Annotated in this window: 23 protein-coding genes; 16 read left to right on the top strand and 7 right to left on the bottom strand. The window is 55.2% G+C overall.

The features are described from left to right. Positions 1–20 precede the first annotated feature (20 nt). From WBL42_RS01220 to hisB, 13 genes are all read left to right on the top strand, one after another. A complete protein-coding gene (locus WBL42_RS01220; protein ID WP_424027073.1) occupies positions 21–293 on the top strand; it encodes a 4Fe-4S dicluster domain-containing protein in 273 nt (90 codons plus the stop codon). Then, the gene (locus WBL42_RS01215; protein ID WP_424719444.1) at positions 290–1390 is read left to right on the top strand and encodes a 2-oxoacid:acceptor oxidoreductase subunit alpha; all 1101 of its coding nucleotides are present in this window, start codon (positions 290–292) and stop codon (positions 1388–1390) included. The genes WBL42_RS01220 and WBL42_RS01215 overlap by 4 nt, the downstream gene beginning before the upstream one ends. After that, positions 1387–2175, top strand: a complete 789-nt coding sequence (locus tag WBL42_RS01210) for a thiamine pyrophosphate-dependent enzyme (protein WP_424719443.1) — start codon at positions 1387–1389, stop codon at positions 2173–2175. Before WBL42_RS01215 ends, WBL42_RS01210 begins: the two co-directional genes overlap by 4 nt. Continuing rightward, positions 2172–2708: a 2-oxoacid:acceptor oxidoreductase family protein gene (locus tag WBL42_RS01205; protein WP_424719442.1), complete on the top strand. Its 537-nt coding sequence runs from the start codon at positions 2172–2174 to the stop codon at positions 2706–2708. The genes WBL42_RS01210 and WBL42_RS01205 overlap by 4 nt, the downstream gene beginning before the upstream one ends. Beyond that, positions 2705–3790, top strand: a complete 1086-nt coding sequence (locus tag WBL42_RS01200; RefSeq protein ID WP_424719441.1) for a succinate--CoA ligase subunit beta — start codon at positions 2705–2707, stop codon at positions 3788–3790. The genes WBL42_RS01205 and WBL42_RS01200 overlap by 4 nt, the downstream gene beginning before the upstream one ends. After that, a complete protein-coding gene (gene sucD, locus WBL42_RS01195; protein ID WP_424719440.1) occupies positions 3787–4665 on the top strand; it encodes a succinate--CoA ligase subunit alpha in 879 nt (292 codons plus the stop codon). Before WBL42_RS01200 ends, sucD begins: the two co-directional genes overlap by 4 nt. Positions 4666–5104: 439 nt before the next feature. Continuing rightward, the gene (locus WBL42_RS01190) at positions 5105–6808 is read left to right on the top strand and encodes a histidine kinase N-terminal 7TM domain-containing protein (RefSeq protein WP_424719439.1); all 1704 of its coding nucleotides are present in this window, start codon (positions 5105–5107) and stop codon (positions 6806–6808) included. Positions 6809–6994: 186 nt separating this feature from the next. Continuing rightward, complete coding sequence (locus tag WBL42_RS01185; RefSeq protein WP_424719438.1) at positions 6995–8368, top strand: hypothetical protein; 1374 nt, start codon at positions 6995–6997, stop codon at positions 8366–8368. Between the two features lie 128 nt (positions 8369–8496). Continuing rightward, positions 8497–9897, top strand: a complete 1401-nt coding sequence (locus tag WBL42_RS01180) for a zinc ribbon domain-containing protein (RefSeq protein WP_424719437.1) — start codon at positions 8497–8499, stop codon at positions 9895–9897. 461 nt (positions 9898–10358) lie between these two features. After that, the gene (locus WBL42_RS01175) at positions 10359–11561 is read left to right on the top strand and encodes a methionine adenosyltransferase (RefSeq protein ID WP_424719436.1); all 1203 of its coding nucleotides are present in this window, start codon (positions 10359–10361) and stop codon (positions 11559–11561) included. Positions 11562–11568: 7 nt separating this feature from the next. Further along, positions 11569–12489, top strand: a complete 921-nt coding sequence (hisG, locus tag WBL42_RS01170) for an ATP phosphoribosyltransferase (RefSeq protein ID WP_424719435.1) — start codon at positions 11569–11571, stop codon at positions 12487–12489. Between the two features lie 5 nt (positions 12490–12494). Then, complete coding sequence (hisA, locus tag WBL42_RS01165; protein WP_424719434.1) at positions 12495–13205, top strand: 1-(5-phosphoribosyl)-5-[(5-phosphoribosylamino)methylideneamino]imidazole-4-carboxamide isomerase; 711 nt, start codon at positions 12495–12497, stop codon at positions 13203–13205. Then, the gene (hisB, locus tag WBL42_RS01160; RefSeq protein WP_424719433.1) at positions 13202–13783 is read left to right on the top strand and encodes an imidazoleglycerol-phosphate dehydratase HisB; all 582 of its coding nucleotides are present in this window, start codon (positions 13202–13204) and stop codon (positions 13781–13783) included. Before hisA ends, hisB begins: the two co-directional genes overlap by 4 nt. A 233-nt stretch (positions 13784–14016) precedes the next feature. Here the strand turns inward: hisB and WBL42_RS01155 are convergent, their stop codons facing one another. The 3 genes from WBL42_RS01155 to WBL42_RS01145 all read right to left on the bottom strand — a co-directional run bounded on the left by WBL42_RS01155 (position 14017) and on the right by WBL42_RS01145 (position 16182). After that, positions 14017–14223 (bottom strand): histone family protein, encoded by a 207-nt coding sequence (locus tag WBL42_RS01155; RefSeq protein WP_292544835.1) that lies wholly within the window; start codon positions 14221–14223, stop codon positions 14017–14019. A gap of 196 nt (positions 14224–14419) precedes the next feature. Beyond that, positions 14420–15184: a methanogenesis marker protein Mmp4/MtxX gene (gene mtxX, locus WBL42_RS01150; protein ID WP_424719432.1), complete on the bottom strand. Its 765-nt coding sequence runs from the start codon at positions 15182–15184 to the stop codon at positions 14420–14422. Continuing rightward, positions 15169–16182, bottom strand: coding sequence for a methanogenesis marker 2 protein (locus tag WBL42_RS01145; protein WP_424719431.1), 1014 nt, complete (start codon positions 16180–16182; stop codon positions 15169–15171). Before WBL42_RS01145 ends, mtxX begins: the two co-directional genes overlap by 16 nt. Positions 16183–16276: 94 nt before the next feature. Between WBL42_RS01145 and WBL42_RS01140 the strand changes: the two genes are divergently transcribed. Next, positions 16277–17719, top strand: a complete 1443-nt coding sequence (locus WBL42_RS01140; RefSeq protein WP_424719430.1) for a replication factor C large subunit — start codon at positions 16277–16279, stop codon at positions 17717–17719. Here the strand turns inward: WBL42_RS01140 and WBL42_RS01135 are convergent. Further along, entirely contained in the window at positions 17696–18115 is a 420-nt protein-coding gene (locus WBL42_RS01135) for a UPF0146 family protein (protein ID WP_424719428.1), read from the bottom strand. The genes WBL42_RS01140 and WBL42_RS01135 overlap by 24 nt on opposite strands. Before the next feature lie 17 nt (positions 18116–18132). Here WBL42_RS01135 and WBL42_RS01130 point away from each other — a divergent pair, with 17 nt between their 5' ends. After that, the gene (locus WBL42_RS01130; protein WP_424719427.1) at positions 18133–18672 is read left to right on the top strand and encodes an archaemetzincin family Zn-dependent metalloprotease; all 540 of its coding nucleotides are present in this window, start codon (positions 18133–18135) and stop codon (positions 18670–18672) included. 228 nt (positions 18673–18900) lie between these two features. After that, positions 18901–19893: a histone deacetylase family protein gene (locus tag WBL42_RS01125; RefSeq protein ID WP_424719426.1), complete on the top strand. Its 993-nt coding sequence runs from the start codon at positions 18901–18903 to the stop codon at positions 19891–19893. Positions 19894–19902: 9 nt separating this feature from the next. On the opposite strand, the gene WBL42_RS01120 is transcribed toward WBL42_RS01125, so the two are convergent. The 3 genes from WBL42_RS01120 to WBL42_RS01110 all read right to left on the bottom strand — a co-directional run bounded on the left by WBL42_RS01120 (position 19903) and on the right by WBL42_RS01110 (position 21543). Next, the gene (locus tag WBL42_RS01120; protein WP_424719425.1) at positions 19903–20466 is read right to left on the bottom strand and encodes a hypothetical protein; all 564 of its coding nucleotides are present in this window, start codon (positions 20464–20466) and stop codon (positions 19903–19905) included. Between the two features lie 57 nt (positions 20467–20523). Continuing rightward, positions 20524–20895, bottom strand: a complete 372-nt coding sequence (locus tag WBL42_RS01115) for a HEAT repeat domain-containing protein (protein ID WP_424719424.1) — start codon at positions 20893–20895, stop codon at positions 20524–20526. A 66-nt stretch (positions 20896–20961) separates the two neighbouring features. Next, positions 20962–21543, bottom strand: coding sequence for an RDD family protein (locus tag WBL42_RS01110; RefSeq protein WP_424719423.1), 582 nt, complete (start codon positions 21541–21543; stop codon positions 20962–20964). Between the last annotated feature and the right edge of the window lie 44 nt (positions 21544–21587).

Below are 21587 nucleotides of genomic sequence, written 5' to 3'. Positions count from 1 at the left end.
ACGACAGGACAAAATCTCACATGAAACTCGCCATCGACGAGACCCGGTGCAAAGGGTGCAATCTCTGTACAAAGGTCTGCCCGTACAAGATCTTCAGGGAGGGGAAAAAGCCCAATCGCCGGGGTATTGTTGTACCTGAACTTGACCGTCCTGAGCGCTGTACGAACTGCCGGCTGAGGAACCTCTACGGGCGGCAGCTCTGCGGCGTCTGCCAGCTCACCTGCCCGGACCAGGCGATCCACTGGGATGAGGAAGAACCGTATGAACCAAGAAAGGTGGCGATCGAATATTGACGCGGACTGAATTTTGGCAGGGAAATACTGCCTGTGCAGAAGGGGCGCTTGCGGCTGGCTGCCGCTTTTTCGGGGGATACCCGATCACCCCATCCACGGAAGTTGCCGAACACATGGCGGCAAAACTCCCGAAGATGAACGGGGTCTTCATCCAGATGGAGGACGAGATCGCGGGGATCGCCTCGGTAATCGGTGCATCGTGGACGGGAATGCGGGCCATGACTGCAACGAGCGGCCCGGGTTTCTCCCTTATGATGGAGAATATCGGCTATGCTGCCATGACCGAGACCCCCTGCGTGATCGTGAATGTCCAGCGGGGCGGCCCCTCCACCGGCCAGCCCACGATGGCTGCCCAGGGAGATATGATGCAGTGCCGGTTCGGTTCACACGGGGACTATTCAATCATAGCGCTCTGCCCGGCGAGTGTCCAGGAGATGTTTGAGCTCACGGCAAAGGCGTTCAACCTCGCCGACCGGTTCCGGGTCCCGGTCTTCCTGATGGCCGACGAAGTGATCGGGCACATGCGGGAGAAGATTACCATCCCCGATACCGTTGAGCAGGTCCCCCGCAGGGAGCTTGTAAAAGGAACACTGCCTTTCAAGCCGGAAAGCAATCTCGTTCCCGGGTTCCCGCAGTTTGGCAAAGGGTTTGGTGTCCACGTGACCGGGCTCACCCATGACGAGCGCGGCTACCCGTGCGCCACCAACCCGAAGCTCCATGCAAACCTTGTCCAGCGTCTGGTTGATAAGGTTGAACTGTCCCGTCACGACATTGCGGACTATGATGTAATCAATCCGGACGCAGAACAGGTCTTCATCGCATATGGCGCTCCCGTTCGCACGGTGCAGCAGGTGATCCACGACAACCAGGATCAGGATGCAGGGCTCCTGCGGCTCCGGATCGTCTGGCCTTTCCCGGAAAACGCGCTTAAGGAGTTCGGGAATGCCCGAAGGTTCCTCGTTCCGGAGATGAACCTCGGACAGGTAGCACGGGAGATCGAACGGCATGCAGAGGTGCCGGTTATCAGCCTGCCCAAACTGGGCGGGGAACTCCACACACCCTCCGAACTCAAAGCAGCACTGGAGGCAAGGGGATGAGCTTCGATGACTGGTACCGGCAGGACCGGCTCCCCCATATCTATTGTGCGGGCTGCGGCAACGGCACGATCATCAACTGCACGCTGGCTGCGGTCGACCAGGTAGGCTGGACGAAAGAGGAGACCGTTTTTGTCTCCGGTATCGGGTGCTCTTCCCGGGCACCGGGATACATAGTGACCGACTCGCTCCACACTACGCATGGCAGGGCTATCGCCTTTGCAACAGGTGTGAAAATGGCAAACAGGGATCTCAATGTTGTCGTGTTCACCGGGGATGGCGACCTGGCGGCAATTGGCGGCAACCACTTCATCCATGCCTGCCGGCGCAATATCGATCTCACGGTGGTCTGCATGAACAACCAGATCTATGGTATGACCGGTGGGCAGGGCAGCCCGACGACCCCGAAAGGGTGCCTCTCGTCTACTACCCCGTACGGCTGCGTGGAAGCTCCGTTCGATCTCTGCGAGCTGGCGATCGCGGCAGGGGCGAACTATGTCTCGCGCTGGACCTCGTATCACGTGAAAGAACTCGAGAAAGCGGTGAAGGTGGGTCTCGAGACTCCGGGTTTCTCCTTTATCGAGGCACTGGTCCAGTGCCCTACCGCCTTTGGCCGCAGGAACAAGTTCAAACAGGTAGCCGACCACGTGGAATACCTGCGGGCACATTCCATACTGAAAGCGAAACGCGACCGGATGCTGGAGCAGGGCGAGACGGTTCCGGACGATATGTATGTCGTCGGGGAGCTGGCCCGGCGGAACCGGCCGGCTCTTGGGGTGAAATCATGAGGAATGAGGTTCGGTTCTCGGGCTTTGGCGGCCAGGGAATCATCCTCTCGGCGGTTATCCTCGGGCGGGCTGCGGTGATGTACGACAACAAGTACGCCGTCCAGACGCAGGTCTACGGGCCGGAGGCCCGGGGCGGGGCGTCGATGAGCGCGGTGATCATTGACGACGCACCAATCCTGTACCCGAAAGTTGCTGTTCCCGGCATCTACGTGATCATGTCGCAGGAAGGGTTCGAGAAGTACGGTGCGGATGCAGTGAACCCGGCAGTGATGCTGGTTGATTCAACGCTCGTCCACTCCCGTCCTGCATGCCGGTGCATCGAGATCCCGGCAACGAAGGAAGCAAAGGCCACTCTCGGCAGGGATATTGTCGCCAATATCGTGATGCTCGGGGCACTTGTCAGATCGACCCATGTCGTAAGCGAGACTGCACTGGAGAAAGCGATCCTCGATTCCGTGCCCAGGGGGACCGAGGACCTCAACATCAGGGCAATGAAAAAAGGCATTGAACTTGCAGCAGGGATATCACCATGAAATTACGGGAATACGAGGCAAAGAAGGTGCTCCGGGAGTACGGGATTCCCGTTCCGGCCGGTTCTCTCCTGACCTCTGCAGGAGACCTTGCACAGCACCTGGACGAACTCGGGGACGCGTTTGTGCTCAAGGCGCAGGTGGATGTCGGCGGCAGGGGAAAGGCCGGCGGTATCCTGATGGCAGACAAAAAAACAGGCACCGCCACGGCAGTGGAACTCTTTAAAAAAGAGATCAAAGGGCTTCCCGTAAAGGAAGTCCTTGCCGAGCAGCGTCTCGCAATCCAGCACGAATATTATCTCTCGATCACGGTCGATCGTTCGACAAAACAGCTGCTTATCCTTTTCACGGAAGCCGGTGGAGTGGAGATCGAGGTCACGGCCCGGGAACACCCCGAATTGATCAGGAAAGTGGTGGCAAACCCGCTCATGCACGACCTTCCACCGTTCATGCTCCGCGAACTGATCGGAACTGCGCCAAAAGAGATCGGGCAGATCATCAGCAAACTCTACCGGGTCTTCCTCGAAAAGGATGCGCTCCTTGCCGAGATCAACCCGCTCGTTACCACGCCGCAGGGTGTCTTTGCAGCCGACGCGAAGATCATAGTTGACGATAATGCACTCGGCCGTCAGGGAATTTCCGTCAACAGCGATCTCACCGAGCGGGAGCGGGACGCGGAGAAATATGGCTTCTCGTTTGTCGAGCTTGACGGTACGATCGGAGTAATTGGTAACGGTGCAGGACTCACGATGGCAACCCTCGACCTGATAGAATATTACGGGGGGAAAGCAGCGAATTTCCTCGATGTCGGTGGCGGCGCCGAGAGCGAGCGCGTGATGCACGCGGTCCGGCTCGTGGCAAGTGTTCCTACCGTTAAGGTTATCGTCGTGAACCTGCTGGGAGGGATCACGAAGTGCGATGAGGTGGCAAAAGGGATTATCGCTGCAGGCATTTCGCAAAAGGTGATCGTCCGGCTTGCCGGGACCAATGAGGCAGAGGGGCGCCGGCTCCTTGAGGAGGGTGGTTACGAGATGCTTGACACAATGGATCTCGTCGTGAAAAAAGCCGTGGCGGTGACCGCATGATCTACGGTGACAGGAATACCGGTATCCTTGTCCAGGGTGCGACCGGGAAACAGGGAGAGTTCCACATCGGCCTGATGAATGCCTATGCGCAGAAAGTCGGTGGCAGGGGAGTTGTGGCAGGCGTTACGCCGGGCAAAGGCGGGCAGCAGGTCCATGGTGTCCCGGTCTTCAACACCGTGAAGGACGCAATGAAGGAGCACGACATCGGAGCCGCCGTCATTTTCGTGCCGGCAGGTGCAGCAGCGGATGCGATCATGGAAGAGGCCAGTGCCGGTATCGGAACGATCGTCTGCATTACCGAGCATATCCCCGTTCATGATACCATGAAAGCGCTGGCGTATGCAAAGATGGAAGGCGTACAGGTAATCGGTCCTAACTGTCCCGGGCTCTTATCTCCGGGTGAGGTGAAGATGGGAATCATGCCGGCAGGCCTGTTCTCCCGCGGGAATGTGGGGGTGATCTCCCGCTCGGGGACGCTTACGTACGAGGTCGTGGACGAGCTGACCCGGGCCGGCATCGGGCAGAGTACCGTCGTAGGTATCGGTGGTGACCCGGTGATCGGCCAGACCTTTATGGATGTACTGGAACGGTTTGAGAGCGATCCCCGGACAAAGGCCGTCGTCCTGATCGGTGAGGTAGGTGGAAACCTCGAAGAAGAAGGTGCAAAGTCGACCGATATCCCCATCGTTTCGTATATTGCCGGGGTGTCGGCACCGCCGGACAAACGTATGGGCCACGCTGGTGCAATCGTTGAGGGTGGCGAAGGAGATGCCCGTTCGAAGATCGCCCGGCTCAGGAAGCACGGTGTTCCGGTTGCATCCCGGGTGTCGGAGATACCTGGGATGGTGCGGGAACTGTTCAGCTGCCATTGCTGAATGTTCTCCGGGATCTTTTTTCCTGTTGTGCTTTTCATAGGATCGATGTTCAGCATGTCCGCGTTCCCTGGGCCCAATGCTGCCACCCGATTTTACATGAAAACTCCTTACGGAGCCACCGTTCAGATCAATTTCCGGGTGGCCGGCCCGTATTAAAACCAAAAACAGACCGGGGCAAGGGTCTCATCTTCCTTGTCCTGTTTTGACGTTTTGCTTCTCCAGTGATGAGGAACAATAAAAACACGATCGCCGGCCTGCGGAAGCAGTGAGGAATTTCCTGCAGGCGAACTACTGCGGCTGAATCAATTCTGCGGTATTTAAGACCCATGCAGGACGATTAGATCTGACCTCCCGGCGGGCTTGTCCACAAGCTTCGGGAACGATCCGCCGGACCCCCGGTAACACGGAACCGGAACTATATATTGCTGAAGATGGACCCATGAACATCCAGTTTACCCCGCTCGTTGTCCTCATGCTGGTATCGGGAACAGTATCAGCTGCGCTCACGATCATCGGCTGGCGCAACCGTACAAACCCGATCTCGCAGCCATTCATCCTGCTGATGGCCGCAGAGACGGTCTGGATATTCGGGTATGCCATGGAGATGATGAGCACCCGGCTCTCAACCGTCCTCCTCCTCAATAACATTGAATATCCCGCCCTGCTCACCGTGCCGGTTGCCTGGTTCTTTATTGTAATGTGCTATACCGGGCGGGAACAGTACCTGACCCGCAGGTCAGTACCGCTGTTCTTCATTGTTCCTGCGCTGGTCTATCTCATGGTACTTACAAATCAGTACCATTATCTGTATTATTCCGGTTTCCATGCGGAAACTGTCAATGGTTCAGTCATCTGGATATACGAACATGGACCGCTCTTCTGGATTACCATCGCGTATTGCTATGCGATCGCCCTGGTTGCACTTACCCTCGCAGGCGGAAGGCTCTTTGGCCAGAATAAGCTTTACCGGAACCAGACCATTCTCCTTTTCTGTGCTGCGGTCATCCCCGCGTTATGCAACATGGCTTACGTCTTCCGGTTCGCCCCGTTCCCGGATTATGACCTGACCCCCATCGCATTCCTGATCGCCGGGATTATCCTGGCTGTCGGCATTCTCCGTTACCGGCTCTTCTCCGCAGTTCCGGTAGCCTATTCCCGGGTATTTGCCACCATGCGCGACGGAGTGATCGTTGTCGACAGGCAATATTGTATCATCGACATCAATCCGGCTGCAGAACGAATCACCGGGTTCAGCTCCCATGTCGCAGTCGGACTGGACATTACTGATCTGGTACCCCTGCTCAAAGAAGTCGGTGGTAGTGCTGCCAGTGGTGGGGAACGGCGGGCCGAGATCCACCTCCCCTACGACGGATACCCCCATTATTTCGATATTCTTTTTACACCTATGGATAATTCTGGTGCCGGCTCATCGGGATATCTCTGCCTGTTCCGGGACGTGACTGAACGCAAACAGGCAGAACTGGCACTTGCCAGTGCGAACAGGAATATCAGCCTCCTGACAAGTATCACCCGGCACGACCTCAACAACAAGCTGATGGCAGTCCGCAGTTATATCGAGCTGATCCGTGAACTGGCAACAGACCCGATCCAAAAAGAGTACCTGGATCTTGAAGAGCGGGCCGTTCAGGCAATGCGGGAACAGATCGAATTTACCCGTGAGTACCAGCAGCTCGGTGTGGAATCTCCCGTGTGGCAGGATGTGAATGCCTTGATCAGAAGGGCACTGGCCCAGCTGGACCTGAACACGATAAGGCTGGAGAACAATACCGGGAGCTTTGAGGTTTTTGCAGATCCCATGCTGGAGAAAGTATTCTACAATCTCTTCGACAATGCTATGAGGTATGGAGGCGACCAGATGACCACCCTGAACATTTCTTCCAGTCCGGACGGAAACGAGATGGTCTTGGTTGTCGGGGATGACGGAGCCGGTATCCCGGCTGCGGAAAGGACCCGGTTGTTTGAGCGTGGATTTGGCAGGAACACCGGCCTTGGTTTGTTCCTCTCGCGTGAGATCCTTGCTATCACAAATATTACGATCAACGAGACCGGCATGGGGAGGGGGGCACGGTTCGAGATCCGGGTGCCTATGGCGAATTACCGGCATCACAAAGCGGAAAACTGATCCGGCCGCTAAACGACACTTCCTTTTTTTCTGCCCGTAAGTACATGTACCTCCCCAGGACAGGCACGGTTACCTATGTGCAGATGTGCACAGGGCCAGTCCAACCGGTGCCCGGATCCTGCCAGTCTATCCGGTTCTGGCGATCCCCGTTGAGGGAATTGTTATACGGATCGCAGGCCAAAGCATATGACGCACACATCCATGTCCGCCCCGCAGTTTTTCCCTATCCCCGATGAAATCCGGGCACTTGCGAACGAAGCAGTACGCCGGAGCGGAGCAGGTCTGCCATTCGAGCGGGATGGCGTACGGGTAACTGAAGAGCTGGTTGCGGTAGCACTGGAATGCCTCAACGCAGAGTTCTCCAAAACCCTGCCGATCCTGGCACCGGCAGCAATTACCGATCCTGTCTCGTCAGGTCTTGACCGGTCTCTCGAAGGGCGGCTTAATACCGATGGGCGCCCACTCGCACCATCCATCGCCGAGATTTTCTGTCGTGCAGGTATTGCCGAGAAAACAGATGTGCTGGATCGCAGTTCCCACAGCAAAGTACGGGGAATACGGCTGCTGCAGGAATGGACCTGGCATAGTGCATCTGTTCCCGTGAAGACGGTCAGGACCGTTACGGATATGGGTCCCGGTTCGCTGTCTGCATCCTGGATGAACCTCTGTCCGGTCTGCAGGGCCGGCACAATGAACCGGGTGTCAGGCAGGCAACTCTTCGGTCTGCCCCATATCGAATATTATATTGAATGCATGTCATGCGGGGCCAAATTCATACCTGCGGGTGATGAATTCCGGCTCGTCTCCATCTCAACAATCCGCGATCCGATCTGGAAGAGTAACCTCGAGAAGACATATTCCCCGGAGATCTGGTCAGCCATCGCCCATAACCCGGGGAGGCAGAAGCCACGGGTGCAGGCGAGATCGTCACAGCCTGCAAGCGGGGAAGACGGGAAAAAGATAAAATCCGGCGTCTTTGTTACCCTTAAAGATGGCTCCATCGCGGTCCAGTGCGGCCAGAGGACCCTCTACTTCAAACCCGTGAAGCTGGTTGTCGCCGGTACCGTGAAAAGCGGCTCGTTTTCTTGGGCCCAGCAACTCCTGAAAGACGTGCTGGAGACACCGCCTTACCGGCACCTGAAGGATGAGATGATTATACGGTATCCCCACTATCTCCCCCTCCGGATCGGACTGTTCTTGTGGGAACGTAAGGAACGCCATGATCCGTTCTACCGGGCATTTCTCAACCCCTACGGCGATGAAAAGTTCGGAACCTTCCGGATGAAGGATTGTGATGAAGCCTCAAAGAAGGGGGTATTCCTGGTAATTTCCGCGGGGGAGATCATTTACGGCGGCAGCTGCCACGACAATTTCGGGAAGCTGATCAGTGAACATTTCGGTCGTATCTCTTCCCAGGACTGTTACCTCGACGGGGACGGTACCCGCTGCAGGATTAACAGCCTGCTGGCAGCAAAAAAACCCGACACCGGCATCTACATACACTGCATATCAAACGATGAGGAGCGCGTGCAGGTTGCAGAAACACTGGGTGTCCTGTGACATGAACTGCAGCCCGGCCCGACGTAGTACCACAATCCGGTACAATGGATTCCGATCAGAGAATTTTTCTTATCTTATGAGAACATTATAGTTATCCAATCCGGATACCGTGGAACGGAGCTCACCAGATGAAATGCCCTCACTGTGGGATGAATATACGGGATGAAGCCGTCGAGTGCATGTATTGTGGCGGTGCAATAGCCCGGCGGCAGGAAAAATCCGCTGCCGGTACGGGCAGGTCTGCTGTACCGGGAGACAGCATTCCTCAAAGAGGTGCATCACGTGCCCGGAACCCTGCAGATGAGCCCGAGCCGGACGGGGATGAAGAAGAAGGCGGGCTCTCCGCGTACCTCCAGCCCGGGGAACAGGTACTTATCGGATCCCTGAATGTCTCGGTCAAGAAATTTTTTTTCCATGCATACCTGACCGATCGCCGCATCTTTTTAATTGACACCCAGGAGAAGAAACTCAAAGTCACCGCAAAAGATGTGGCCAGGGATACGCTTGCCGGAAGTATCGTCGAGTTTTCAGAGAACTCCGATCCTGTGCTCGTGCTGTCAATCCGTTCCCAGGATGATGAGATCAAGACCATGAAACTGGTCTTTGTCCAGAACGGTATGGACCGTGCCGGTGAGATAGATGAATGGATTGCGTTGCTCCATGAAGAAGACCGGCCAAAAAAATCCTCCCCCCGACGGCCTGCTCCGGAACCTGAGGAAGAAGAACCCGTGACCTCCCGGCCTCCGGCAAAGCCAGTCCAGAGGCAGGAACTCCAGCCGGCACGAAAACCTCTCAAAGACCATGAAAAGCAACCCCCGGTAAAACGACTCCTCTCCGCGTATAAGATCCCTGAGGAAGAGCCGGAGCCCGAACCAGAACCCGAACCTGAGGTCATAACCCCGCCCCGGAGAACGCAGATAAGGCAGGTTGCAGAGCCGGTGAAACGCCAGATTGTGACTTCTGATTATAACCGGGAAATCACCCATGCACCGGAAACTGTGGCCCCCTCGGTCAGGAAACCGGAAGTCCAGTCGGCGATGAAAGTTGCCATGAAGGGGGCCCTTAAGCCCCTTGGCCAACCCCAGCAGCAACCCGTCCGGACTGTGCAGGAACCTCCGCGACGGGTTGTGCAGGAAGTGGAACCTGAACCCGAATTCGTATCCTCCCCACGCCGTCCGGTTGTCCAGGAGACCGTAAAGGAATCCGTGGTACCTGAGGAACCCCCGGCGGATACGCCTCAGTTCTGTCACAATTGCGGTAAGAAACTCCCCAATTCGGCAAATTTCTGCCCGGGGTGCGGTACGAAACTGAACCAGGGCAGGACCCTGCCGCACTCCCGGCAGCATGCACCTGTGCCGGATAAACGTGCTACGCGAACCGATCCTCCGGGGCATGAACACCGGATTCTTCCTGATGCTCCCGATGACGAGGAACTTGAGGATGAGAAGCCTGTCCCGACCCGCCCGGCTGTGAAAAAGGCCCCCAAGGGTAGTGAAATGACGATCCTGCATAAATTCCTCAGACGATAATATTGTTAATTTCATTTTTTTGCCCTTGGAGAAATCATTACAAAGAGAAACGCTATCCAGGGGTTTCACCTCAGCCGCTGTGGCAACCGCTTAACAGGTAATTCCTGCAGCATCCAATGCGCAGGGGCCGTGAGAGAGGACAGGCACAGTCCCCTCCTCCCAAAAATATAATCCAATATTATTTGTTCCAACACAAGGATTTCTACAAGAGCACATTTTTTAATTTCTGATATGTATCACCCCATAATTCCTGGAACGGCAGTATGCATCCCGGTGTTTCTTTCCTTTCCCTCCGATGGATAATGTGATGCCTGACTATGTTCTGTCAGACGGTAAGCAAATGATACCCGGCGGTGAAAAAATCTCCCCTGGTAATAAAAAATGAGAGAATTATTGTGTAATTGGAAATTGTTATATGAACTCCAGTCCTTATACTAGTACGAAGTGTCACGAGGAAATACATGAAAAGAAATATCCAGATTGAAGCCTTGGACCAGATCCCCCTTGAAAAACAGCGCATAGAACTCGTTGAACGCAAATGCCTCGGCCACCCTGACAGCCTCGCAGATGGAATTGCCGAATCGATCAGCCAGGCCCTCTGCAAGGCCTACCTTGATGAATTCGGGTATGTCCTCCACCACAACACTGATCAGGGCGAAGTGGTTGCCGGAGAGTCCTGCCCGAAGTTCGGCGGCGGGAAGATGATACGCCCGATCTATGTGCTTCTCGATGGTCGTGCCACCCGCCAGTTCAATGGCATCACGATTCCGACCGATGCCGTAGCTGTCGAAGCTGCACACACATATCTTCACAAGATCCTCCCGGAACTCAACCTCAACCGCGATGTCATCGTTGACTGCCGCCTCGGTATCGGATCTACGGACCTGCGGGATGTTTTCAAGCCCAGCCAGGGCAGGGCCCCGCGCTCCAACGATACCTCGTTCGGTGTCGGGCACGCTCCCTTCTCGGAAGTTGAGACCATCATCAGGAATTCCGCTGATTTCATAGACACTAAACTGCGGAAGAAATACCCTGCAATCGGCCAGGATATCAAGATCATGGGCCTGCGGGACCGGGATACCATCACACTTACCGTCGCTTGTGCCATCGTCGACAAGTACTGTGCGGATATCCGCGAGTACCAGGAATACATGCAGCTCCTCAACGAGCAGATCACGGCCGTTGCAAAGAAGAGCACAAAGCGAAAGGTTGTTGTCCACGTAAACACTGCAGATGACATCAGGAAGAAGAGCGTCTTCATGACCGTAACGGGCACATCTGCCGAAATGGGCGATGATGGCTCCGTGGGTCGCGGCAACCGCTGCAACGGCCTCATCACCCCCAACCGCCCGATGAGCATGGAAGCCACCAGCGGCAAGAACCCGATCAACCATATCGGGAAGATCTACAATCTCCTGTCTTCACAGATCGCCCGTGAATGCGTGACAAAGATCGACGGGATCGAAGAAATGTACGTCCGGCTGCTCTCCCAGATCGGCAAACCGATAGACTACCCTCTTGTGGCAAGTATCCAGGTACTGCCAAAGCAGGGTATCGCGCTCAGGGAGATCAATGCGGATATCCTTGAGATCGTTGATGACCAGCTGGCCAATGTCACATCTGTCACCGAGAAGGTAATCGAAGGCAAACTCAGGACCTTCTGAAGCGAATATGGCTAAACCGGTAAAATCGTTACGGAAACCAGGGGAATCCGGCCCCCTCCCATTTTCTGAAGTTGTCCGGCTGGCAATCCCCAACAAGGGCAGGATCGCTGCCCCCATCATGGAACTCGTGGAGAAGAGCGGGCTTCATCTCGCCGAGACCGGAGAGCGGCGCCTGATCACCCGGACTCTCGATCCCCACGTCGAGATCCTGTTTGCCCGTCCGGTCGATATACCGGAATACGTAGCCACGGGAGCTGCGGATCTCGGTATCACGGGCCATGACATGGTAGTGGAACGGGAATCTGATGTGGAAGAACTGCTTGATCTCCAGTCCGGCAGGGCAAAACTTGTCCTTGCAGTCCATGAGGACTCCGGGATCACTTCCGTAAAGCAGCTGGAGGGCAAGAAGGTTGCAACGGAGTTCCCGGTGATCACCCGTACCTATTTCGCGCACCACGGTGTGAATGTCAATGTTGTGCTCGTTGGAGGGGCATGCGAGGCGACTCCGCATCTTGGAATTGCTGATGCGATTGTCGATCTCTCCAGTTCCGGCACTACCTTAAAGACCAACCGGCTCCGGGTGATTGATGACGTGCTCGTCACCTCCACCCACCTGATCGCAAACCGTGACTCACTCAGGACCAAGAAAGACAAAATCGATGAGATCCACCTCGCGCTTGAGAGCGTGATCCGGGCACGAGGCCAGTGTTACCTGATGATGAATGTGAAACGCACCTCTCTTGATACGGTGAAAAGCGTATTGCCCGGCCTCTCCGGGCCAACGGTGATGGATGTCGCTTCAGACGAGGGCCTGGTGGCGGTCCATGCGGTTGTGAACGAGGAACGGGTGTATGCGCTGATCAATGCCCTGAAACGAGCGGGGGCAAAAGACATCCTTGTCATGGGGATCCAACGGATGATCCGCTGATCATTATGAAGATCTTTCCGGCTGTTGACATCCTTGACGGGCGGTGTGTCCAGCTGGTGCAGGGAAAACGGGAGAGTGCAACCTCCTATGGCGATCCGCTTGCCTGCGCCACACGCTGGCTTGACGAGGGTGCAGATGCCCTCCACGTGGTCAACCTTGACGGAGCATTTGGCAATTCCGGAAAGAATGTAGATCTCATCACCCGGCTTGTCCGCAAAACCGGTGTAGAGATAGAACTTGGCGGGGGAATACGGTCCGTTGAAGATGCTGCCAGGTGGCTGGAGACCGGCGTTTCCCGGGTGATCATATCTACCCTTGCCACACAACGGCCGGCAAGTATCCGGGAACTGGCAGACCGGTTCGGGAATGCCCGGGTGATGGCAGGTGTTGATGCCAAAGGCGGACAAATTGCGGTGCATGGCTGGCAGGAGACTGCGGGTGATTATCTTGCCTGGGCAAAGAAGTTTGAAGGGCTTGGAGCCGGATCACTCCTCTATACGAATGTGGATGTTGAGGGCCTGCAGCAGGGAGTCCGGTTTGAACCGGTAAAGCGCCTGATCGATCATGTCGGTATTCCCGTCGTGGTAGCCGGGGGAGTCTCGGCCCGATCGGATGTAGCCGGGCTGAGGAATGCAGGCGCCTCTGGTGCCGTCCTCGGTTCGGCCCTGTACAGCGGGAAGATCAAACTGAAGGATGCACTGGAGGAAAGTCAATGAGAGTCGTGGAAGTCAAAAGGGAGACAAAAGAGACGAAGATCGCGATCAGTCTGAACCCGGACGGGACCGGGAAGATCTCGGTGGACAGCGGTGTGCCGTTCCTTGACCACATGCTTGCCGCGATGGCACGCCACGGGGGATTCGATCTCACCTGCACCGCGAAAGGCGACCTGCATGTTGACTGCCATCACACGGTCGAGGATATCGGGATTGTGCTCGGTGACACGATAAAACAGGTGATCGGTGACGGTGCAGGTATCCGTCGTTTTTCCCATGCAATCATCCCGATGGATGAATCTCTTGCGCAGGTTGCCCTTGATTGCGGTGGCAGAGGTTATCTTGTCTGGCACGGGTCGTTTGGCAACAAAGTCGTGGGAACCATCCCGACCGACATCTTCGAACATTTCTTCTATTCGCTCTGCACCCGGGCCGGCATCACGGCGCATATCACCTTCTCGGGAAAGAACGATCACCACCAGTGCGAGGCGGCATTCAAGGCATTCGGGATTGCCCTTGGCGAAGCGCTTTCCCTGACCGGGGACAAAAAGACAATCCGGAGCACGAAAGGGAAATTCTGAGCCCGGGTTCAAAGGTTTTAACTGCGCAGGACCGTTATACAATTAAAAAAATTGCTCTGTAGAAATCATTTTTTTCGAAGAGACGACGCCCCCCAACCCCCACGAGCCGAAGTGCCGCCACAGGCAGGCACTTCTTTTGCGGGGGAGACCGTAAGAATAATGGATGAAAAACAGACGGCTGATAATGGAAGAAACAACAATTACCTGAGAATTGTTAAGAGAAAAAGAGTTGATTAGTTGGACTTTGCTGCCAGGTCAACATCTTCTTTCTTGATCGTCTTTCTGCCAGCGTGCTCGGCAAGCTTGTTGGCTTCCTTGGTAAGCTGGGCGATGTACTTCTCTGCCTTTGCAACGAGTGCCTCTGCTGCATCGCTGCCTACTCTTTCGGCTCCGTTCTTCTTTGCAATCCTTACAACTGCTGCAATTGGTAAATCTGCCATACTGATTACCTCAAAAAGAAATCCCATTGGTATATATAAATACTTTTTGGGAAAATACTGCGGATTATTCAGTATTATGCTATTTGAGGGTTTGTTGCAAGCCAAGCGGAAATCGGGGTTCAGAATTTCGCAGAATATTTTTTAATCCCATTATATGCTTATTTGAGGAAAAAAGGGGATTTTTAAAGGTTTTATTTTATTCCAGCAAAGATGCTGCGAGCAATAGCGCATTCACATAATTTGGAGAGGCGCGCGAAGTATCCACGAAAATTCTGTTGATATTTACAACAGGCGCACCGTGTCCGTGCCCGCCTCCAAGGAACGTGAGAGTCCGGAAGACCAGGTTGCCGGAGATCCCATCCGGAGCGATGATCAGGCCGCACGTGTCAACAGCATCTTCGATCAGGATTTCGCAATGTACCGAACCGGAGAGTTTTGCAACAAGCTCCGCCTCTGCCATACTTGCATCCACCTGCTTATGGCGTCCGACATCTCCCAGCCGTCCCCCTGAAAGAATACCGGTCTTCCCGGGAAGCCCGAATTTTTTTGCAATTTCACGCCCTTTTTTTATCAGCTCAAGTTTTTCGGGAACCGTCCATCCCTCATCAACCCCTACGGGAGTGAGCAGGAATTTTTTCCCGGAAACCGTTTCCAGGAGGGCGATCCGTTCAAGGTGGTCCACCCCCTCAGCCTGTTTCAGTGCTTTTAACGTCGCATTGGCAGGGAGGGTGCCCCGTACGGCAGCATCGATCTTCCCTGAAACAAGATCATCGATCATTGCCTGTTCGGGGTGCGTATGCTCAATGATGTGGATTGTACTTTCATCGGGCTTTCTGGCAACGGTGCCGGGGCGGCAGTAACAGAATGTCGAAAACTTTCCTGCAACACAAAGAACGCTACCGATGACCTTTTCCGGGTCATCCGCTATCCCGATACCGATTCGCCTCAGCGCGGCTGGCATCCGACATCCTCTAGGGTCAGGTGCATGATCCCGTTATTGATGAAGTCAAAGACCTGCGTCTCATCGCCATCATACCGGATCCGGAGGGATCGCTCGTTGTCAACGGTCCCGATCACTTTTGCGGTCATTCCGACACCGGCAAAGAGGGTTGTGAGTTCCTGTATATGATCCGGGCTGGCAGTCAGGACGAATCCCATACCGGGATACATCTTCACCCACTGCTCGAACGTTATGTGATTATCAGCAAGATTGGGCCTGGGGATGAGGCTTAGATCGATCTCTGCTCCTTTTCCACTCACTTCCAGCAGCATACCGAGAGTCCCGATGATCCCCGGGTTGCTGATATCCTTGCCTGCGGTTACAAGATGCCTGTTTCCGATCATTTCCAGCAGGCCGATCTGGGCCCTGACCTGAGCCGGTGTCTTCATGGTGACAGAGTCCCAGTTGAGTGCGCAGGATGGATGGACGCGGCCATCCAGGTCGATTGCGGCGACTACGCAGTCGCCTTCCCGGGCAGTGTGACTGTAGATAATTGAATCCAACCGGGCCGCGCCGAGAATCGACACATCTATGACGCTGTACGGTGCATCCGGGTGAAGATGGCCGCCAACAATGGGGACACCGAACTGCGCCGACGCATCGTGCATTCCCTTTACTACCTGCTCGAGGGCTGTGGTCTTTGATACTGAAAAGATATCTACCATTGCGATAGGTCGCCCGCCCATAGCTGCTATGTCATGGATATTGACAAGGACCGAGCAGTAACCTGCCCAGTACGGATCGGCATCCATGAGCCTGCTCCAGATCCCGTCGGCAGCAAGAAGGAGCGCCTCGCCATTGTGCTCGATCACTGCTGCATCCTCGCCGAACGCGGCGACAACGTGAGGGGCATCTATCCGCAGGGCCTTGACCATCTCGCCAATGGCATTCTTGCGTTTGACGCCCTCGTATTCCCGGACTACTTTTGCAATTGTTTCTGTGGAGCAGCTGTGGACCACGACATCACCTGATATGACTTACGACTAATTTCTTCCGTATGCTAATTGCGTTTCATCAGAGATAATTTATTTGATATCCGGTCAACGTGTTGGTATGGACTGGGCAGAAAAATACCGCCCCGCACATCTCGCGGATATTGTCGGCAATACGACCGCGGTGCGGCAGATTGCGGAATGGGCGAAGAACTGGACGAACAAATCCCGCCCGCTCCTGATCTATGGCAAGCCCGGTATCGGGAAGACCTCCACGGCATTCGCGCTTGCAAACGACATGGACTGGGAAGTGATCGAGCTCAACGCAAGCGACCAGCGGACGGCTGCTGTCATTGAACGGATCGCCGGTGCAGGAAGCGTGACAGCAAGCCTGACCGGGGCCTCCCGGAAACTCGTGGTCCTCGACGAGGCGGACAATCTGCAGGGCACGGCGGACCGCGGGGGTGCAAAGGCGATCCTCGAGTGCATCAGGCATGCACAACAACCGATGATCCTGATCGCAAACGACCTGTACGGTATCTCGCCGGAAATTCGGGCACGGTGCGAACCTGTCCAGTACAAGGCACTTCCTGCCCGCTCTATTGCGCCCCGGCTCAAATTTCTCTGTGCAGCGGAAAAAATTGCGTGCAGCGAATCTGCGCTCCACGTGATTGCCGAGAGCGCGGAAGGCGACATCCGTTCTGCGGTCAATATGCTCTATGCCTCGGCAATCGGCAGGGACCGGCTGGACGATGGTCAGGTCCATACCTCGCAGAAAGATGAGCGGGCCTCCATCTTCTCCCTGATCACCGCACTGTTCGGAAAGGCATCCGATGAAGATCTGATGCGCCTTTCTTACGATGTGGACGATACCCCGGAGACCATCGAGCAGTGGGTCGAAGGCAGCATCCATGTGATCCCGGATAAAAATGCGGTGGCGCTGGCATATACACATCTCTCCCGTGCGGATGAATACCTCGGTTACACGTACCGGCGCCAGTACCACACCCTCTGGCGGTATGCAACGGCAATGATGCTCCTCGGAGTTGCAGACGCGGCGGGGGGGTGTGGCATACACAGCCGGATCATGCCTCCTGAACGATGGCAGAAGATGTCAACTGCAAAGAAGCAGAAGGCGATCCGGATTGCTACGCTGAACAAAATCTCTGCTATGATGCATGTCCCGCAGAACACCCTGCGGGAAAATTACCTGGAAACAGTCTCGATGCTTGTCAACGATGGCCCTGCCGTGTATGCGCGGGAACTGGCATTCGACACTGATCAGCTCAACTTTTTCCTCAATGACCGGGCCAGATCCGCAGAGGTAATCAAAGCCCTGGTGCAGGAAGATAAGGAAAAGGAATTGCAGACAAAACCAAAGAAGGAACAAAAGAAGGAACAAAAGAAAGATACGATAAAAAAAGAGGCGATCCCGGCACCCGCCGTCCAGGACGAGCCACCTGCACCAGCAGTTCCTTTTGAGGAGACTTACGGCCCCGCAACGGAACCCGAAGAGAAAAAACCCCCGTCACAGACCCAGTCAACCCTCTTTGACGGGTTCTGATCCCCGGTAATACCGGTGGAGGATCACCCCGCAGTCGATCTTCTCCCCCCCATCACCATATGATTCAAATCCCAGGTGACAGACGAGGAGATCGCAACCGATCTTTCCGGCGAGAGCAATCATAGGGGGGATCATCTCTTCGGCAGGACGGATCGCGTAGATCACACCGGTTCCCGCATAAAACGAGAGTTCGGGATCGAATATATCATCGATAGTAAAAACGATACCGGCAGGTACTTCTCTCCTGTGTATATCGGTACATCGGACGGGAACCCCGGCTGAATGGATCAGGAGTGCCGCGCCGGGGTTGTTCCCTATGCCTACTTCGACCGCGCTGGTATAGTGCTCCGAGATGTACTTCCCGACGCATGTCTCAATATGTTTATAGGAGCCCATTCCAACAGAATATAGCGATGCATGTCCATATTTTTTGGGATGCCCTCTCCCCGGCCGGTCTCCAGACGCCGGTCAGCCGCATGATCTCTTCTGTCCTCGGCGTTCAGTGTACGGTCACCGAGAACCACGTCAGGATGATGGGATATGTGGTCAGCAGGAAACAGATCGATGCACAGGCGCTGCTCGACAGCGTCCAGACCTATAAACACCATCACGGGATAGCAGAACCTGTCCTTCTTGTTGTCAACCAGGATCTCTTCCGGAACGGCAACAGTTTTGTCTTCGGCCTTGCCCGCCAGCAGGTAGGTGCAGCGGTCGTCTCTACCGCCCGTCTCGGCAATGAATATTACGGGCGGCAAAATAACGATGACGACCTGATCGACCGGATCACGAAGGAAGGTGCCCACGAGATCGGGCATCTCCTTGGCCTCGATCACTGCGAGAACAGGGAATGTATCATGTTCAAACCCGATACTCTCGACGAACTTGACCGCAAGAAGAAGATGCTCTGTCCGATCTGCCGGGAGCGTCTTACGGTAATACTTGCGGCCCGCTGAACCGGTCCGGTGTTCTTCACACCCGGGATCCTTTGTTCCATCTCTTCTGGTATTTTCCCGGATACCTGTAATGTATCCGGACGTGGTTACCGTATGTTCAGCACGCGCCTGTCGTTCATATCCACCGGAATGCCGGAATGGATAAGACCGTTGTATACACAAAGCCGATAAACCGGGACCGGCAAATAGTCCCGTATCCGATCCGTATGATCCCCGGCGGAGGGAGCAATGGGAAACTGCTGCATTATTGTCAGCCCGGCCAGTGCCGGACACGACCTTCCGTGTCACCCCGAGTGTAACGCCCGGCTCCTGGACGTACTTTCCGGTGTTCTTCCGGATATTCCCCGAAGAATCGCAGAGCCTGCATCTGACGAATCTGTACACCGGGTTCACACGCCGTATTACACTACCTGGCTCCGGCAGCGGTCTCTTGCTGCGGCAATCCCCGGCTGGCTCGATGCCGACACCTATGTGACACATGGCTCTTTTATTGCCGCCAGATATGCGGCCGGCGCCGCGATCATGGCCCTCGATTTCACCCTTGATGGTGAGCACGCATTTGCCCTCGTCAGGCCGCCCGGCCACCATGCCGGGCATGACCGGTTTATGGGTTTTTGTCTTTTCAACAATGCAGCGATCGCCGCTGCTCACGCCCTTGACTCCGTTGACCGGGTTGCCATCATAGACTGGGATGTCCACCACGGTAACGGGACCGAACATGCATTTTACGGTACTGACAGGGTACTGTACTGTTCAGTGCACCAGGAACATTTTTTCCCCTACAGTGGCAGGATTGAAGATTCCGGTACCGGGGCCGGCGCGGGATATACGATCAATGCTCCTCTTGCGGCCGGTGGGGGACGGGCAGAATTTGTGGCGGTATTCTCAGAACTGTTTGCCCCGGCGCTTGAGCGGTTCCGTCCTGATGCAGTGATCATATCGGCAGGGCAGGATACCCTTTTCGATGACCCGCTCGGGAATATGAACCTGCAACCGGATGATTTTCTCCTGCTGACCAGTGTTATCCTGGATGCCGTGGAATGCCCTCTTGCCCTGGTGCTTGAAGGAGGTTATGGCCTCTCCCACGGCGCGGCGGTTTCCAGCATTCTTGCAGCGCTTTCCTCTCCGGTGTCCCGGAATAATGAGGAAAAAAATAAACCTTGCCCCGGTACGGAACGAATGATTGCCGAAGTTAAAAAACGGATTCCCCTGTCCAGGTAAGGGATGGATTCACGTTACGGGAAGGATATCAATTTCCATCCTGCTGATCTTCTCATACGTTGCTTTCAGCTGGAGGATAGGCCAGAGCTCGTAGAGGAGGACGGTGACCGGTTCCCACATGGCTGCCCACCCGATGACGAGGAGTGCATTCGCGAGAATCTGGGGCAGGAGGGATTCCCCAAGCGATGAAAAGTACTGCCTGGCAAGCAGCGAGAGGGTGAGGAAAGGAAGGCCGATCAACAGGGTTGCCCTCCCGTGACGGATGCGGGCCCGGTATTTCCTGTCCGCGACAAGCATCTTGTACCGGAAATGGTTGTGGATTGCCGGGGCGATTTTCTGTGCCTGGTCCCCGTAAGCAATGTCTTTTGGGAGATAGATGATTATTTTGAATTCTGTCTTGGCAGGGAAATCCTTGACCGTCTCAACTATATACTGTTCTGCTGCAGGATCGAGCTCTTTCTCATGGAATGGTGCCGGATCGAATGAGTTGAAGAGCTGGATTATTGAGGTTAGTTTGATCTCGAGCAGGATCTTCCCGTCGACCTTCCGATACAGGGATTCAATATCATCCATGGACCTGTTCCATTGTCTTAATAGCCCGCGGAAGCGGATAAAACCCACGCGGAAAACTTATCCCATCGATCTCTGGCGGTTGATCGCTTCGAGCGCCTCTTTGATGATCTCCCGGGCCCCTTCGTTTTCCATCCTGTACAGGCGCTGGAGCGGGTGAAGCGCCCGGGCATCACCAATCATCCCAAGCGCCCATGCAGCTTTCAGCCTCACGCGTGCGTCGTCGTCCCAGAGCGTGCCGATCAGTTCCTCAACCGCATCGGTGTCGCCGATCCGGCCCAGCATCTCCGCCGCTTTCCACCGGGTACCTTCGTTGTCGTCAGAGAGGAGCGCGATGAAATGGGCAAGCCTCTCCCTGTACCCGGGGGATTCTTCTTCCGAACCGGCTGCCTGCGCCTGTTCTTCCGGAGAGACGGGCTCCTGGTCATCCATGAGTACAGGAACAGGCGTATCTACAAAAATATTGCGGATCTAAAAAGAAAGAAAAAGAGAACGTAGTTACTCTTTTTCCTTCACATAGAGGATCCCGTCGGGATCTTTATAATCGGTCTTGATAACGAGCGTGTTTGAGAGCCGGTTGAACATCCGGAGTTTGGTATTGGGCATCGCAAGCCATCCGACGAGGCAGTCGAGTGGCAGGATGAACGCCTTGCCGAAACTTTCGATCGCCGCGGTCTTGTAATGTATCTTTGTACCATCCCGGTTGACCACCCTGAGATTCATCACCATCTTGCCAATCGACTGTCCCCTGCCCTGGAATCCCTCCATGACCGTCCAGTAGGCAAAGAAGAACAGGGTCTGGAAGCCGAATTCGAATGGATCCCAGCGTGTAATATCCAGGTACTGCGGAATATTCCAGATCGGGAGAAATATGCCATGGACGATATTGAGGAAGAGGATGACCATGATGAAATCGATCAGCCATGCCCAGAACCTGGTGCTCCACCTGGCAAGGTAGAGGGTCTGGCCACGATCCTGGATGATAGGGGATGTATACTGTATACCTGACGATAGTACTTTTTGTTCCGGCGCCTGTTCCGGGTTCCCTTCAGGGACAGGTCCTGAATGTTCATCTGCCATTTCAGGATATCTGTTGTCTGCCGAAATGCATGAAGTTTACCCTT

It is taken from the genome of Methanoregula sp. (genome assembly GCF_049686655.1).
Lineage (GTDB): Archaea > Halobacteriota > Methanomicrobia > Methanomicrobiales > Methanospirillaceae > Methanoregula.
This window is presented reverse-complemented; position numbering and strand designations above follow the sequence as displayed.